The following is a 14695-nucleotide window of genomic DNA, read 5'->3' as shown; positions in this document are numbered from 1 at the left end:
CGCCGTCCGCGTCCGACGCCTGTCCCCGTTGCGGGACACACCTGCCGGTGACCCCGCGGCCCCCCCCCCGGCTTCTGCCGCTGTTTCCGCTCCATCAAACAAACGGGGCGGCCCGCTTTCGCGAACCGCCCCGTCTGGTCGAGCGCCTGGCGGCGCTGCGTCACTCGTTGTTGGCGAAGCCCAGCAGGTGCAGCAGGCTCGTGAAGAGATTGAAGAGCGACACGAACAGCGTCACCGTCGCCATCACGTAGTTCGTCTCGCCGCCGTGGATGATGTTGCTGGTCTCGTAGAGGATCAGGCCCGACATCAGCAACACGAACATCGCCGACACCGCCAGCGACAGGCCCGGCATCTCGAAGAAGATCGCGCCGAGCCCGGCGAGGAAGGCGACGAGGATGCCGACCATCAGGAAGCCGCCCATGAACGAGAAGTTCCGGCGGCTGGTCAGCGCGTACGCGGACAGGCCGAGGAAGATCGCCGCGGTGCCGCCCATCGCCTGCATCACGATCGCGGAGCCATTCGGCAGCGCGAGATACGCCGACAGGATCGGTCCGAGCGTGTAGCCCATGAAGCCGGTGAGCGCGAACACGAACAGGATCCCGAGCCCGCTGTCGCGGAATTTAGTCGTCAGGAACAGCAGGCCGAAGTAGCCGACCAGCGTGATGATCAGGCCCGGATGCGGCAGCCCGAGCGCCATCGACGCGCCGGCGCTGACCGCGGAGAACGCCAGCGTCAGCGACAGCAATATGTAAGTGTTGCGAATCACCCGGTTCGTCGAGAGGACCGAAGCCTCCGAACGGGTCATCGTTCCGATTCGGTTTTCCATGGAACGTCTACCTCCTGTTGTCACGATTACTCGAATAAATCGCACGTCTCGCACCGCTGCGATCACCGAGATCATCGATCTCGGCGCCGAGCCACTGCGTCGCGCCCCGTCCACCGACCGGCATCCGCGCGGTGCGTTCCGCCGCGAATCCGATGCCGCACTTCAGTTCGGCGCCCGGGTTAAACCCTATCCTTCGTTGAATGCCGGACGCAAGCGAATGTCCCGAATGCTAAGGCTCTGACACTTCGATAAAATACGGGTTCAACTGAATGTTTGTCCGATTTTATCGTACTGTGAAGACGCATCGATGCTGAACTACAAGCAGCTGCATCACTTCTGGAGCGTCGCGCGGGCAGGCGGCATCGTGCGCGCGAGCGAGCGCTCCGGCCTCGCGCCGCAGACCTTAAGCGGACAGATCGGCGCGCTCGAAGCGAGCCTCGGCACGACGCTCTTCCATCGCCGCGGCCGCGGCCTCGTGCTGACCGAAACCGGGCAAATGGTGCTCGACTACGCCGAGGAGATCTTCCGCGTCGGCAGCGAACTCGAGGAGGCGCTGAGGAGCCGCGCCGCGGGACGCGCGATTCCGTTCCGTGTCGGCATTGCCGACGTCGTGCCGAAGGCGATCGCATCGGTGCTGCTCGCGCCGTCGATGGACCTGCCCGAGGCGGTCCGTATCGTCTGTCGCGAGAACAAGCTCGAGCGCTTGCTCGGCGAACTCGCGATCCACAAGCTCGACGTCGTCCTCGCGGACAGCCCCATGCCGGACCGGATGGACGTGCGCGGCTATAGCCACAAACTCGGCGAATCGACGATCAGCTTCTTCGCCGCACCCGCGCTCGCCGCTAGCCTTGGCCCGCAGTTTCCCGCCTGCCTCGATCGCGCGCCGATGCTGATCCCCGGCGCCGACGCGGCGGTGCGCCGCCCGCTGTTGCAATGGTTCGAAGCGCAGCGCGTCGCGCCGCGGATCGTCGGCGAATTCGACGACAGTGCGCTGATGAAGGCGTTCGGGGAGCGCGGCGTCGGGGTGTTTCCGGCGACGACGCTGATCGCGGACGAAATCTGCCATCAGCACGGCGTTCGTCGCCTCGGCGAAGCCGACGGCGTCCGGGAGGCATACTACGCGATATCGGTCGAGCGCCGCATCTCGCATCCCGCGACGCTCGCGATCAGCCGCTCCGGTCTCAACCGGGCCGCGGGGCGTTGACGGATGAAGGCGGCATCGCCGGCACGCGGCAGGATGCGGAAAAAATATCCCGACCGTCGCGAAGGCCAAGCGACAAAACCGGAATCGCTGCCGCGCGCAGAATCGCCGACGACAATGCCGACACGATCTCGACGGCGCGCGAACTCTGATAGAATCCGCGGCTTTATCGCGCGTTCAGGCTCTTCCTGACTGGTGCCGGGAGAGGGACTCGAACCCTCACAGTGTCACCACCGGCGGATTTTGAGTCCGCTGCGTCTACCGATTCCGCCATCCCGGCTGGGAAGCGCCGCATTATCCACGAATATCCCCGCACGCAGCAAGCGCATGTCTTTGACTCTCGACGATTTCGATTACCCGCTCCCACCCGAACTGATCGCGCAGGCCCCCCTCCCCGAGCGATGCGGCAGCCGCCTGCTGGTGGTGGAGGGCGAAGAACTGGACGACCGCCGATTTACCGATCTGCCCGACCTCGTACGCCCCGGCGACCTCCTCGTGTTCAACGACACGCGCGTCATCCACGCGCGGCTCTATGGCGAAAAGGAAACCGGCGGCCGTGTCGAAGTCCTCATCGAACGCGCGATCGGCCCGCATGAGGCGCTCGCGCAGGTTCGCGCGAGCAAGTCGCCGCGCACGGGCGCGCGACTGCGCCTCGCCGACGCATTCGACGTCACGGTGCTCGGCCGCGTCGGCGAATTTTTCCACCTGCGCTTCCCGGATTCGGACGAGCTGCTCGATCTCCTCGAACGGCACGGCAAGCTCCCGCTGCCACCGTACATCGAGCGCGCGGCCGATACGCACGACGAGTCGCGCTACCAGACGGTCTACGCGCGGGAGCCGGGATCGGTCGCGGCCCCGACGGCGGGCCTCCATTTCGACCAGTGGATGCTCGCCGAACTGGCAAAAAAAGGGGTGCGCGGCGCGTGGCTCACGCTGCACGTCGGCGCGGGCACTTTCCAGCCGGTCCGCGTCAACGATCTCGGCGAACACCGCATGCATCGCGAACGTTTCGTCATTCCCCGGGAGACCGTCGAGGCGATCGCTGCGACACGCGCCGCCGGCGGGCGCGTGATCGCGGTCGGGACGACAAGCCTGCGCGCGCTCGAAGGGGCCGCGCAGGACGGCGCGCTCGACGCGGGCGCGGGCGAAACGGAACTCTTCATCCTGCCCGGCTATCACTTCCGGGTCGTCGACGCGCTGATCACGAACTTCCATCTGCCGAAGTCGACGCTGCTGATGCTGGTATCGGCATTCGCCGGCATCGAAACGACGCGCCGCGCCTACGCTCATGCGGTCGCCCATTCCTACCGCTTCTTCAGCTACGGGGACGCGATGTTCGTCACCCATCGCCACGATGCAATTTGACCTGATCACCCGGGACGAGCGCGCGCGCCGCGGCCGCCTGACCCTCGCGCACGGCACCGTCGAAACGCCGGCCTTCATGCCGGTCGGCACTTACGGCACCGTGAAGGCGATGACGCCTGCCGCGCTCGCGGACGTCGGCGCCCAGATCTGCCTCGGTAACACCTTCCACCTGTGGCTGCGCCCGGGGCTCGACGTCATCGCCGCGCACGGCGGCCTGCACCGCTTCATGGGCTGGGACCAGCCGATCCTCACCGACTCCGGCGGCTTCCAGGTGTTCAGCCTCGGCGCGCTGCGCAAGATCACCGAGGAGGGCGTGAAGTTCGCGTCGCCGATCGACGGCGCCAAACTCTTCCTGACGCCGGAAGAGTCGATGCGGATCCAGACCGTGCTGAACTCCGACGTCGTGATGATCTTCGACGAGTGCACGCCCCACCCGGCGACGCACGACGAGGCGGAGAAGTCGATGCAGCTCAGCCTGCGCTGGGCGCGGCGCTCGCGCGACGAGTTCGACCGCGTCGGGAATCCGAACGCGCTGTTCGGCATCGTCCAGGGCGGCATGTTCGAGGACCTGCGCGACGAGTCCCTTGCGGCGCTCGCCGACATCGGCTTCTCCGGCTACGCGATCGGCGGCTTGTCCGTCGGCGAGCCGAAGGAAGACATGGCGCGCATTCTCGCGCACACCGCGCCGCGCCTGCCGGCCGACAAGCCGCGCTACCTGATGGGCGTCGGGACGCCGGAAGACATCGTGGCCGGCGTCGCCGCCGGCATCGACATGTTCGACTGCGTGATGCCGACGCGCAACGCGAGGAACGGCTGGCTGTTCACGCGCTTCGGCGACATCAAGATCAAGAACGCGAGCCACAAGCAGGACACGCGCCCGCTCGACCCGTCGTGCGACTGCTATACGTGCCGCAACTTCAGCCGGTCGTATCTGCACCACCTGCATCGCGCCGGGGAAATTCTCGGCAGCATGCTCAACACGATCCACAATCTGCGCTACTACCAGACGCTGACCGCGGAGCTGCGCGCGGCGATCGCCGCGGGCGAATTCGCGCAATATGTCACGCGTTTCGCCGCCGAACGCGCGACCGGCACGGTCTGATCCCCGGCCCGCCCCCTTTTCCCGCGCGCCAAGCGCGACTTTTGCTGCTGCTATAATCGGCCGCCTTATGCAACCAACCGGAGTTTGACGTGTTCATTTCCAACGCTTACGCCCAGGCCGCGGCCGACCCGACCGGCGGCCTGATGGGCATGCTGCCGCTGATCCTGATGTTCATCGTGCTGTGGTTCCTGATGATCCGCCCGCAGATGAAGCGCGCGAAAGAACACAAGGCGATGGTCGCTGCGATCGCGAAGGGTGACGAGGTCGTCACGCAAGGCGGGATCGCCGGCCGCGTGACGCAGATCGGCGAGAACTACCTGCACGTCGAAGTCGCCGACAACGTCAACATCGTCGTTCAAGTCCAGGCCGTCGCGACCGTGCTCCCGAAGGGCACGCTGAAAACGCTCTGAGACCGGGGTGCGCGGCCGGAGGCCCGACCTCCGCCGCGAGCGTCCTGCCGCACTCCCACCTTTCACCCCGCGCGAGTCATGAACCGCTATCCGCTCTGGAAGAACATCCTCATCGGTCTGGTCCTGTTCTTCGGCCTGATCTACACCCTTCCCAATTTCTACGGCGAAGTACCCGCGGTCCAGATCTCGAGCGGCAAGGCGACCGTAAAGCTCGGCCCGGCGCTGACGGGAACGGTCGAACAGGCGCTCGCGTCGGAACAGGTCCCGTACTCCGGGCTTTTCGTCGACCAGAACAGCATCCGGGTGCGCTTCGAGTCGCCCGATGCGCAGTTGCGCGCGAAGGACGTCATCGAGAAGCGGTTCAACCCCGACCCGTCCGACCCCTCGTACATCGTCGCGCTGAACCTGCTGCCGGCCTCGCCGACGTGGCTCACCGCGATCCACGCGCTGCCGATGTACCTCGGCCTCGACCTTCGCGGCGGCGTGCATTTCCTGCTCGAAGTCGACATGCCCGGCGCGATCACGAAGCGCCTCGACTCGACCGCGGGCGACCTGCGCACGCTGCTGCGTGACAAGGACGTGCGCCACGCCGGCATCACGCGCGAAGGCAACGCCGTGCAGCTGCGCTTCCGCGACGCCGCGCAGCGCGAGGCCGCACGCAACGCGATCACCGCGAGCACGAGCGACCTCCAGCTCACCGACCGCGACGACGGCGCGGAAGACCTGAAACTCATCGCGACGCTGACGCCAGTCGCCCAGCAGCGCATCCGCGACTTCGCGATCAAACAGAACATCACGACGCTGCACAACCGGATCAACGAACTCGGCGTCGCCGAACCGGTGATCCAGCAGCAGGGGCTCGACCGCATCGTCGTGCAGCTGCCCGGCGTCCAGGACGTCGCGAAAGCCAAGGACATCCTCGGCCGCACCGCGACGCTCGAAGTGCGGATGGTCGATGACACCCCCGGCGCCCTCGAAGCCGCCCTCGCCGGCAACGTGCCGTTCGGCACCGAGCTTTACACCGAGCGCGGCGGCGCGCCGCTGCTCGTGCGCTCGCAGGTCGTGCTGACCGGCGACCGCCTCACCGACGCGCAACCCGGCTTCGACGGCCAGACCAACGAACCGGCCGTGCACCTGACGCTCGACGCCGCCGGCAGCCGCATCTTCCGCGACGTGACGCGCGAGAACGTCGGCAAGCGCATGGCGATCCTGCTGATCGAGAAAGGAAAGGGCGAAGTCGTCACCGCGCCGGTGATCCGCAGCGAGATCGGCGGCGGGCGCGTGCAGATTTCCGGCCGCATGACGACCGCCGAGGCGAACGACGTCGCGCTGCTGCTGCGCGCGGGCAGCCTCGCCGCGCCGATGGAGATCATCGAGGAACGGACCGTCGGGCCGAGCCTGGGCGCCGACAACATCGCGAAGGGCTTCAACTCGACGCTGTGGGGCTTCATCGCGATCGCGGTATTCATGATCGCGTACTACGCGCTATTCGGCCTCGTGTCGGTGATCGCGCTCGCCGCGAACCTGCTCCTGCTCGTCGCCCTGTTGTCGCTGCTTCAGGCGACGCTGACCTTGCCCGGCATCGCGGCGATGGCGCTGACCCTCGGCATGGCGATCGACGCGAACGTGCTGATCAACGAGCGGATCCGCGAAGAACTGCGCAACGGCATGACGCCGCAAGCGGCGATCCACGCCGGCTACGAGCGCGCGTTCGACACCATTCTCGACTCGAACATCACGACCCTGATCGCCGGCATCGCGCTGCTCGTCTTCGGCTCGGGGCCGGTTCGCGGCTTCGCCGTCGTGCATTGCCTCGGCATCCTCACGTCGATGTTCAGCGCGATCCTGATCTCCCGGATGCTCGTGAACTTCATCTACGGCCGCCGGCGCAAGGTCGCCTCGCTGTCGATCGGGACGATCTGGAAGCCGGGCAACTGAACGACCACGAACGTATTCGGCAGCGCCGCGCGCTGCCGCTCACGCAACAAAAGGCCTGAGACATGGAATTTTTCCGCATCAAGCGCGACATCCCGTTCATGCGGCACGCGCTGACCTTCAACATCATTTCGCTCGTCACCTTCGTGCTCGCGGTGTTCTTTCTCGCGACGCGCGGCCTGCACCTGTCGGTCGAATTCACCGGCGGCACGCTCGTCGAAGTCACGTACTCGGAAGCGCCGCAACTCGAACCGATCCGCAATGCGCTCGCCGACGGCGGCTACCCCGACGCGCAGGTGCAAAATTTCGGCAGCGCACGCGACGTGCTGATCCGCCTGCCCAACCGTGAAGAACTCGACTCCGGGCGAGTGTCGGAGCGGACGATGGCGACGCTGCAATCGGTCGCCGGCCCGACGCCCGAATTGCGGCGCGTCGAGTTCGTCGGCCCGCAGGTCGGCAAGGAGCTGGCGACCGACGGCGCGATGGCCTTGCTGCTGGTGATCTTCGGCATCGTCGTCTACCTGGCGCTGCGCTTCGAATGGCGCTTCGCGGTGTCGGCGATTATCGCCAACCTTCACGACGTGGTCATCATTCTCGGCTTCTTCGCGTTCTTCCAGTGGGAGTTTTCGCTGCCGGTGCTCGCGGCGGTCCTTGCGGTGCTCGGCTACTCGGTGAACGAGTCCGTCGTCGTGTTCGACCGCGTGCGCGAAACGTTCAGGAAGCGTCGCAACCTGTCAACGCCCGAAGTGCTGAACCACGCGATCACCTCGACGATCTCGCGGACGGTGATCACCCACGGCAGTACGCAGATGATGGTGCTCGCGATGCTGCTGTTCGGCGGCGCCACGCTGCACTACTTCGCGATGGCGCTGACGATCGGCATCCTGTTCGGCATTTACTCGTCGGTGCTCGTCGCGAGCCCGCTGGTGATGTGGCTCGGCGTCTCGCGCGAGCAGTTCGTCAAGCCGAAAAAGGAAAAGGAAGAGGCGGTCGTCTGACGCCCGCCGGCGATGAACGAGTTCCTGCAGGCCTTCGTCAGTCTGCTCGCGATCACCAATCCGATCGTCGCCGCACCGCTGTTCCTCGGCATCGTCGCGGGCCTGCCGCTCGACGGCAAGCGCCGCGCCGCCCGCCATGCGGGCCTCGCCGTGTTCGCGATCCTCGCCGGTGCCGCGCTCGGCGGGCGCTACGTTCTCGAACTCTTCGGCATCTCGCTCGACGCCTTTCGCACCGCCGGCGGCCTCGTCATCATCCTCGTCGGGCTCGAGATGCTGCGCGGCAGCCCGAGCATGATCCAGCAGGATGCAGCGTCGCCCGAGGATCCGCGCGACCGGATCTTCGTCCCGTTCGCGATGCCGCTCGTCGCCGGACCGGGCGCAATCACGACGGCGATCACGCTGTCGGTGACCTACCCTTCGCGCCTGTACCTGCCGGTGATCGCGCTGATCGCCGCGGCCGGATCGGCGCTCGTGCTGTGGGCGACACTGCATCTCGCGCTGTCGCGCCAGCGTCTCGTGACCCCGCGCGTCGAACGGATCTTCACGCGCTTCATGGGCCTGATCCTCGTCGCGATCGGTTTCCAGATCGGCATGCTCGGCATCCGGGACTTCTTCGGGCTCGGCGGGGGGTGATCACCGGCTACCCGCGCGCCGGAGTGTCAAGTCGAATACTGGATCTCGCCTAGACTTCAAACACCTGTTTCACACGCAAGGTCTCGCGTCGTTCGATGAGGCCGATCAGCCGGTCGATGTTCGGGTGTTTGCCCGGATTCGCCCGCGCAGCGTCGACGTGCTCGGCGTACAGCTCGAGCCCCTTTTTCGCCGCCTCCGGCCCGATCGCGCCGTACAGCTGCGCTAGGTGGTTATAGACGACGAGCGAACCGGCCTGCCCCGGCTTGTTCTCGATCGACGCGACGATCGCCTCGTTCGCGTCAAGCAGGTTCAGCGCGGCCAGATGCGACACTTTCGGCAGTTGCTTGAGATTGTCGGCGAATGCCATTTCCGTTCTTTCCCTCCGAGTGGAAACGCCACGCGCGGGCGGCGTTCCGTCGACAACGTTCGGCGCGTCAAATGCGTTTCGCGAGCTCGACCGCCTTGCCGATATAGCTCGCCGGCGTCATCGCGAGCAGGCGTTCGCGGTCCGCTGCGGGAATCGCGAGCGTGCGGACAAAATCCTGCAACGCCTCGCGAGTGATGCCCTTGCCGCGCGTCATCGCCTTCAACTGCTCGTAGGGGTTCTCGATGCCGAAGCGGCGCATCACGGTCTGCACCGGCTCGGCAAGCACTTCCCACGCGCCATCGAGATCGGTCGCGACGCGGGCCGGGTCGGCTTCGAGCTTGTTCAGTCCGCGCAGGCAGGAGTCGAGCGCGAGCAAGGTGTGACCGAAGCCGACGCCCATGTTGCGCAGGACGGTCGAGTCGGTGAGGTCGCGCTGCATCCGCGAGATCGGCAGCTTTTCGGAGAAATGACGCAGCACGCCGTTCGCGATCCCGAAGTTGCCTTCGGCATTCTCGAAGTCGATGGGATTGACCTTGTGCGGCATCGTCGACGAGCCGACCTCACCTTCCTTCAGCTTCTGCTTGAAATAGCCGAACGAGATGTACATCCAGAGGTCGCGGCAGGCGTCGATCAGGATCGTGTTCGTCCGTGCCATCGCATCGAACAGTTCGGCCATCGCGTCGTGCGGCTCGATCTGAATCGTGTACGGGTTGAATTCGAGGCCGAGCGATTCGATGAACGCGCGGTTGAATCCTTCCCAGTCGAAAGCCGGCCACGCGGACAGGTGGGCGTTGTAGTTGCCGACGGCGCCGTTGAATTTCGCCGTCAGCGAGACCCGCGCGATCGCCGCGCGCGTGCGGACGAGGCGTGCGGCGATGTTCGCCATCTCCTTGCCGAGCGTCGTCGGACTCGCCGGCTGGCCATGCGTGCGCGACAACATCGGCAGGTCGGCGAGCTGATGCGCGAGCTCGCGAAAGCGCGCGATGACCGCGTCGAGCGCCGGCAGCAGCACCGCATCCCGCCCCTCGCGCAGCATCAGCGCGTGCGACGTGTTGTTGATGTCTTCGGAGGTGCAGGCGAAATGGATGAACTCGGACACCTTCGTCACTTCCGCGTTGTGTCCCAGCCGCTCCTTGAGCCAGTACTCCATCGCCTTGACGTCGTGATTCGTCGTCGCCTCGATCGCTTTCACCGCATCGCTGTCGGCTGGCGAAAACTTCGCAACGACGGAATCGAGCTCCGCGACGGTCGCGGCCGAGAACGGTGCGACCTCGACGAGTCCGGGCTCCGCCGCGAGCGCCTTCAGCCAAGCGATTTCCACCCTGACGCGGTTGCGAATCAGGCCGTGCTCGGAAAAATGGTCGCGCAGACCCGCGACCTTGCCGTGGTAGCGGCCGTCGAGGGGGGAAAGGGCCATGAGGGACGAAACGGACATAACGGGATTTCCGGCAAAAGTGCTATTTTACCTCTCCGGACCACCCGCCGAGCGTCCGCGCTACCGTGGCCTGTTCGAATAGCCGACGGGCCTGCGTCGCCGCAGCAGGACCTCAACCTGCGTCAGAGAGAACTCATGACTGAATCGGAAAAATACCGCATCAAGGTCGAGGCCACGGCCGAGTTCGTTGCCGGCCAGTCGGCTCCCGAAGACGACCGCTACGTCTTTGCCTATCACATCACGATCACGAACGTCGGCACCGTGGCCGCCCAGCTGATCAGCCGTCACTGGATCATCACCGACGGTACCGGCAAGACGCAGGAAGTCCGCGGGCTGGGCGTGATCGGCGAACAGCCGACACTCGCGCCGGGCCAGCAGTTCACCTATTCGAGCGGCTCGGTGATCGAAACGCCGGTTGGGACGATGCATGGCAGCTATGAAATGTCAGCCGACGACGGGCACCGCTTCGAAGCCGAAATTCCCGCTTTCATGCTCGCGATGCCGCGGGTCCTGCACTGAGGAACGTCCACCGCGCACCGCAATCGGCATCCGCCCCGGCAGGTCGGCCGAGGTCCGCGCCCTCGTACATTTCCCGCGTGCCCGCGACCGATTCCCCGACCAGGATCGACGCCGGGAGCAGCACCCGAATCTCGCAACCCGCTCCCGGCGCCGAAACGACGCGAACATGTCCTTGGTAGAGATGCGCGACGCTGTGCACGACCGAGAGCCCGATTCCCGTGCCCTGCCCGATATTCTTCGTCGTGAAAAACGGCTCGAAAAGCCTCGCCCGCAGTTCCGGGGCGATTCCGGGTCCGTCGTCGCTCACCGAGATCGCCACCCAGTCGCCCGCCAATTCGCATCGGCACGAATCGCAGGCGGCAAGCGCCGTCACGGATTCGCGGCGGGCCGAAAGGCGAACGGTGCCGGATCCGTTGATCGCATCCCTCGCATTGACGAGAAGATTCATAAGAAGCTGATGGACGTGGCCGGGGTCGACGGATAACGACGGCAGCGCCGGATCGATGTCCGTGACGAGCGCGACCGTATCGGGCAACGTCGCCCGCAGCAGGCCGGCGACTTCGCGGGCAAGGCCGTCGAGACGCGTGGACCGACCGGAAGAGGATCCCGTCTGCCTGAACCCGGGCAACTGCTGGATGAGCTCGCGCGCGCGCTGTCCGGCGGTGCGGATTTCCTCGAGGTGGCGCGCGACCTGGGGCAGGCGCCCGTCCGCCCTGATCTGGGTTTCGGCGAGTTGCGAATAACCGAGAATGGCTGCGAGGATGTTGTTGAAATCATGCGCGATTCCGCTCGTCAGGGTGCTGACGAGTTCGACCCGCTCAAGCCGCGCGACACGCTCGAACAACTCGTGGCGTCGCCGTTCGTCTTCGCGCAATTGGGTGATGTCCTCCTTCACCGCGACGAAGTGCCGCACGACACCGCGCTCATCCCGCACCGGCGACACCGAGACCGTCTCCCGGATCAAACGGCCGTCACGGCTGCGATTGGACAATTCGCCGCGCCATGATTGTCCGGCGAGGATCGTGCTCCACAGCGCCGCGTAGACCTCCGTCGGCGTTTCACCGGACTTGAAAAGTCTCGGCGACGCACCGATGAGTTCTTGCTCCGAGTATCCGTACGCCGCGCAACACGCGGGATTCACGTACTCGATGCAGCCGTCGCGGTCGGTGATGATGACGGCGCTGCCCGACTGCGCGATTGCCTCGGCGAGCGTGCGGCCGCGGGCTTCCGTCGCGCGCAGCGCGGACTCGGCGTGCTTCATTCCGGTGATGTCGGCAAAGGTCGTCACGACGGCCTCGATGCGGCCCGACGCGTCCCGCATCGGCTGGCTATTCACGAGAACCCACACCGGCTCCCGGTCGCCTTGCACGACGCCCATCACGACCTTGCGCTGGGGTTGCCCCGAGCGAAGCGTGACGAGGGCCGGATGCAGATGCGCCGGGAAGGGCGACCCGTCCTCGCGCAGGTAGCTCACCGGCAGACTTTGGATGTCGTGTTGCTGCAGCACCCCGCGCGGCAGCCCAAGAATGCGGTGAGCCGCCGAGTTGGACGCAAGGAGCCGCCCTTCTCCGTCGCGCACGATCACGCCTTCGAGCATCGCATCGAACAGCGGCTCGAGTCCGCCCCGGGCTCCCGCCTGATGCAAGAATGGAAAGTTGCTCACGACTTCTCCCTGCCCGTTATTTGCTGGTGTCATTATATCGCGCCCGTCGCGACGGGCCGCGCCCCCGGGCACGGGCATGGCGGGCATGCCGTGCCGAAGGAGCGGAGAGTCGGAAACCAAGCATGAGTTCCGATTGATAACCGATATGAGCAAATCCGGGCCGCGCGCGGCGAGACAAGGAGACTCGGCCGAGGGCACGAAAAAAGCACCTGGCAGTCGGGCGAGCATGGTCTATGTTGAAAACCGGCCGCAAAGTCATGGTCTTGAGCGGCAACGCTTCGAGCGCATTTCCACACGGCGGTGAGCTCGGCCTTCCCTGCCTTTCTGGACGAGGAGCCATGTTCTCTCGCAGCGTAATCGCCACGGCGCTGATCGGCATCGGCGCCGCCGCGTTCGACGGCTATTACAGCGAAAGGACCGACCCGCAGCGTGCGGCGCTCGACGCGTCGGTTTGCACCGCGATGGGCGGCGTCCGCTACGCCTGGTCGCCATTCTTCCGCCTCGCCGCCGCGCAGTCGCCGGCCGTCGCGCCGCCCCCGAAGACCGAAGTGGGCCCGTTCAGCCGCGCGGTCGCGGAGGCCTCGACCGCCCAGCCGGCCGACGCCAACCCGGAGCTCCGAAAGGACCTCGGCACGCTGCACTTTCCGATTACGACATCCGTGCGACAAGCGCAGCAGTATTTCAACCAGGGCCTTCGCCTGAGCTACGGGTTCAACCACGGCGAGGCGCTGCGGGCGTTCCGCAAGGCGCGCACCCTCGATCCCGACTGCGCGATGTGCTACTGGGGCGAGGCGCTCGTGCAGGGGCCGAACATCAATGCTCCGATGACTGCGCAGGCGATGGCTCCGGCGTTCGAGGCGATGACGCGCGCCCAGGCGCTTGCGGCGAAGACGGAGCCGAAGGAACGCGCGCTGATCGAGGCGCTCGCCCAACGCTACGCCGCGCCGCCTGCCGGGGCGACCGGCGGGGCGCCGCCCGAGCGTGCCGAGCTCGACAGGGCATATGCCCAGGCGATGAAGCGGGTCGCGGCGGCCTACCCGGCGGATATCGACATCGCCGCGCTGACGGCTGAGGCGCTGATGGACTTGCAGCCGTGGGATCACTGGGAAGCCGGCGGCCATACGCCGAAAGGCGAGACGGCGACGATCCTCGCGCTGCTGGAGCGCTCGCTCGAGAAGCAGCCGAACCACGCCGGCGCCATCCACTTCTACATCCACATGACCGAAGCATCGAGCGATCCGGCTCGCGCGGTGCCGTACGCGAAGCGCCTCGGCAATCTGATGCCGGGTGCGGGCCATGTCGTCCATATGCCGTTCCATACGTACTTCCGTGTCGGCATGTACAAGGAAGCCGTCGAGGCGAATCGCAAGGCGGTGCGCGTGGACGAGGCCTACATCGCACGCGCCGCACCAGTCGGCATTTATCCGATGGCCTACTACCCGCACAACGTGCATTCGCTGATGGTGTCGGCCCAGATGGCGGGCGACGCGGAGAGCGCGCTCGCCGCGGCCGAGAAGCTCGACCGGATCGTGTCGGCTGCAGCGGCGGCGCAGGTGTCGTGGGTCCAGCCGATCAAGGTCGCGCCATACTTCGCCCACGCACAGTTCAGCCCGCCGCAGACGATCCTCGCGCTGCCCGACCCCGGCACCGAACTGCCGTTCGTCAAGGCGATGTGGCATTACGCGCGCGGCGTCGGGTTCGCGCGCGCCGGCGAGCGGGAGCGAGCCGACGCCGAAGCGGGTGCGATCGCGAATCTGAACGGCTCCAACGAGTTCCCCGATCTCGTTGCCGGCGGCGTGCCGGCAAAGGACATCCTGCAGCTCGCCGAGGAGGTCGTCCGCGGCCGGATGGCTCAGGCGGCAGGGGACCACCGCAAAGCCGTCGGGCATTTCGAGGAAGCGGTGAGACTCGAGGATTCGCTCGCCTACACCGAGCCGCCATACTGGTACTACCCGACGCGGCAGTCGCTCGGTGCTGCGCTGCTGCTCGCCGGCGAGCCCGAGCGCGCGGAGCTCGTGCTGCGTTCGAGCCTCGCCCGCGCGTCGAATAACGGCTGGGCGCTATTCGCGCTGATGAAGAGCTACGAGCAGCAGGGCGACGCGGCGAGCAGCCGCGTGATCCGTCGCAAATTCGAGCGGGCCTGGCTCGGCGACCGGAAGATGCTCGACCTCACCCGGCTGTAACAGGCGCGGCATTTGCGGGAATTCCGCCTCGCCCCGGAGTTTCGCAAGCCGCGGAACC

The 14695-nt window shown here is 66.3% G+C and carries 13 protein-coding genes and 1 tRNA gene; 9 read left to right on the top strand and 5 right to left on the bottom strand.

What is annotated here, in order from left to right:
* Nucleotides 1-160: 160 nt before the first annotated feature.
* On the bottom strand, nt 161-826 hold the full coding sequence (locus tag V6M37_RS10140) for a Bax inhibitor-1/YccA family protein (protein WP_332672875.1): 666 nt from the start codon (nt 824-826) through the stop codon (nt 161-163).
* A gap of 307 nt (nt 827-1133) precedes the next feature.
* Between V6M37_RS10140 and nhaR the strand changes: the two genes are divergently transcribed.
* Complete coding sequence (gene nhaR, locus V6M37_RS10135; RefSeq protein WP_332672873.1) at nt 1134-2030, top strand: transcriptional activator NhaR; 897 nt, start codon at nt 1134-1136, stop codon at nt 2028-2030.
* A gap of 190 nt (nt 2031-2220) precedes the next feature.
* On the opposite strand, the gene V6M37_RS10130 is transcribed toward nhaR, so the two are convergent.
* Nucleotides 2221-2307 (bottom strand) — tRNA-Leu (locus tag V6M37_RS10130).
* A 47-nt stretch (nt 2308-2354) separates the two neighbouring features.
* On the opposite strand from V6M37_RS10130, the gene queA reads away from it, so the two are divergent.
* From queA to V6M37_RS10100, 6 genes are all read left to right on the top strand, one after another.
* On the top strand, nt 2355-3392 hold the full coding sequence (queA, locus tag V6M37_RS10125) for a tRNA preQ1(34) S-adenosylmethionine ribosyltransferase-isomerase QueA (protein WP_332672871.1): 1038 nt from the start codon (nt 2355-2357) through the stop codon (nt 3390-3392).
* Nucleotides 3382-4494, top strand: coding sequence for a tRNA guanosine(34) transglycosylase Tgt (gene tgt / locus V6M37_RS10120; RefSeq protein WP_332672869.1), 1113 nt, complete (start codon nt 3382-3384; stop codon nt 4492-4494). The genes queA and tgt overlap by 11 nt, the downstream gene beginning before the upstream one ends.
* 89 nt (nt 4495-4583) lie before the next feature.
* On the top strand, nt 4584-4904 hold the full coding sequence (gene yajC, locus V6M37_RS10115) for a preprotein translocase subunit YajC (protein WP_332672868.1): 321 nt from the start codon (nt 4584-4586) through the stop codon (nt 4902-4904).
* A 78-nt stretch (nt 4905-4982) separates the two neighbouring features.
* Entirely contained in the window at nt 4983-6842 is a 1860-nt protein-coding gene (gene secD, locus V6M37_RS10110) for a protein translocase subunit SecD (RefSeq protein ID WP_332672866.1), read from the top strand.
* Between the two features lie 62 nt (nt 6843-6904).
* Nucleotides 6905-7837, top strand: coding sequence for a protein translocase subunit SecF (gene secF, locus V6M37_RS10105; RefSeq protein WP_332672864.1), 933 nt, complete (start codon nt 6905-6907; stop codon nt 7835-7837).
* 12 nt (nt 7838-7849) lie between these two features.
* Nucleotides 7850-8470: a MarC family protein gene (locus tag V6M37_RS10100; RefSeq protein ID WP_332672862.1), complete on the top strand. Its 621-nt coding sequence runs from the start codon at nt 7850-7852 to the stop codon at nt 8468-8470.
* A gap of 49 nt (nt 8471-8519) precedes the next feature.
* On the opposite strand, the gene V6M37_RS10095 is transcribed toward V6M37_RS10100, so the two are convergent.
* Together V6M37_RS10095 and purB are read right to left on the bottom strand one after the other, a co-directional pair.
* A complete protein-coding gene (locus tag V6M37_RS10095) occupies nt 8520-8837 on the bottom strand; it encodes a DUF2322 family protein (protein WP_332672860.1) in 318 nt (105 codons plus the stop codon).
* Nucleotides 8838-8904: 67 nt separating this feature from the next.
* Nucleotides 8905-10272 (bottom strand): adenylosuccinate lyase, encoded by a 1368-nt coding sequence (gene purB, locus V6M37_RS10090; protein WP_332672858.1) that lies wholly within the window; start codon nt 10270-10272, stop codon nt 8905-8907.
* Between the two features lie 135 nt (nt 10273-10407).
* Here purB and apaG point away from each other — a divergent pair, with 135 nt between their 5' ends.
* Nucleotides 10408-10791: a Co2+/Mg2+ efflux protein ApaG gene (gene apaG / locus V6M37_RS10085; protein WP_332672856.1), complete on the top strand. Its 384-nt coding sequence runs from the start codon at nt 10408-10410 to the stop codon at nt 10789-10791.
* On the opposite strand, the gene V6M37_RS10080 is transcribed toward apaG, so the two are convergent.
* Nucleotides 10760-12454, bottom strand: a complete 1695-nt coding sequence (locus V6M37_RS10080; protein WP_332672854.1) for a PAS domain S-box protein — start codon at nt 12452-12454, stop codon at nt 10760-10762. The genes apaG and V6M37_RS10080 overlap by 32 nt on opposite strands.
* 338 nt (nt 12455-12792) lie before the next feature.
* Here V6M37_RS10080 and V6M37_RS10075 point away from each other — a divergent pair, with 338 nt between their 5' ends.
* The gene (locus V6M37_RS10075) at nt 12793-14637 is read left to right on the top strand and encodes a hypothetical protein (protein WP_332672852.1); all 1845 of its coding nucleotides are present in this window, start codon (nt 12793-12795) and stop codon (nt 14635-14637) included.
* Nucleotides 14638-14695: the final 58 nt, after the last annotated feature.

This window comes from Aromatoleum sp. (assembly GCF_036675785.1).
In the GTDB taxonomy this organism is placed as follows: Bacteria; Pseudomonadota; Gammaproteobacteria; order Burkholderiales; family Rhodocyclaceae; genus Aromatoleum.
Note: the sequence above shows the minus strand (reverse complement) of the source record. Positions and strands in the feature narration are given on the sequence as shown.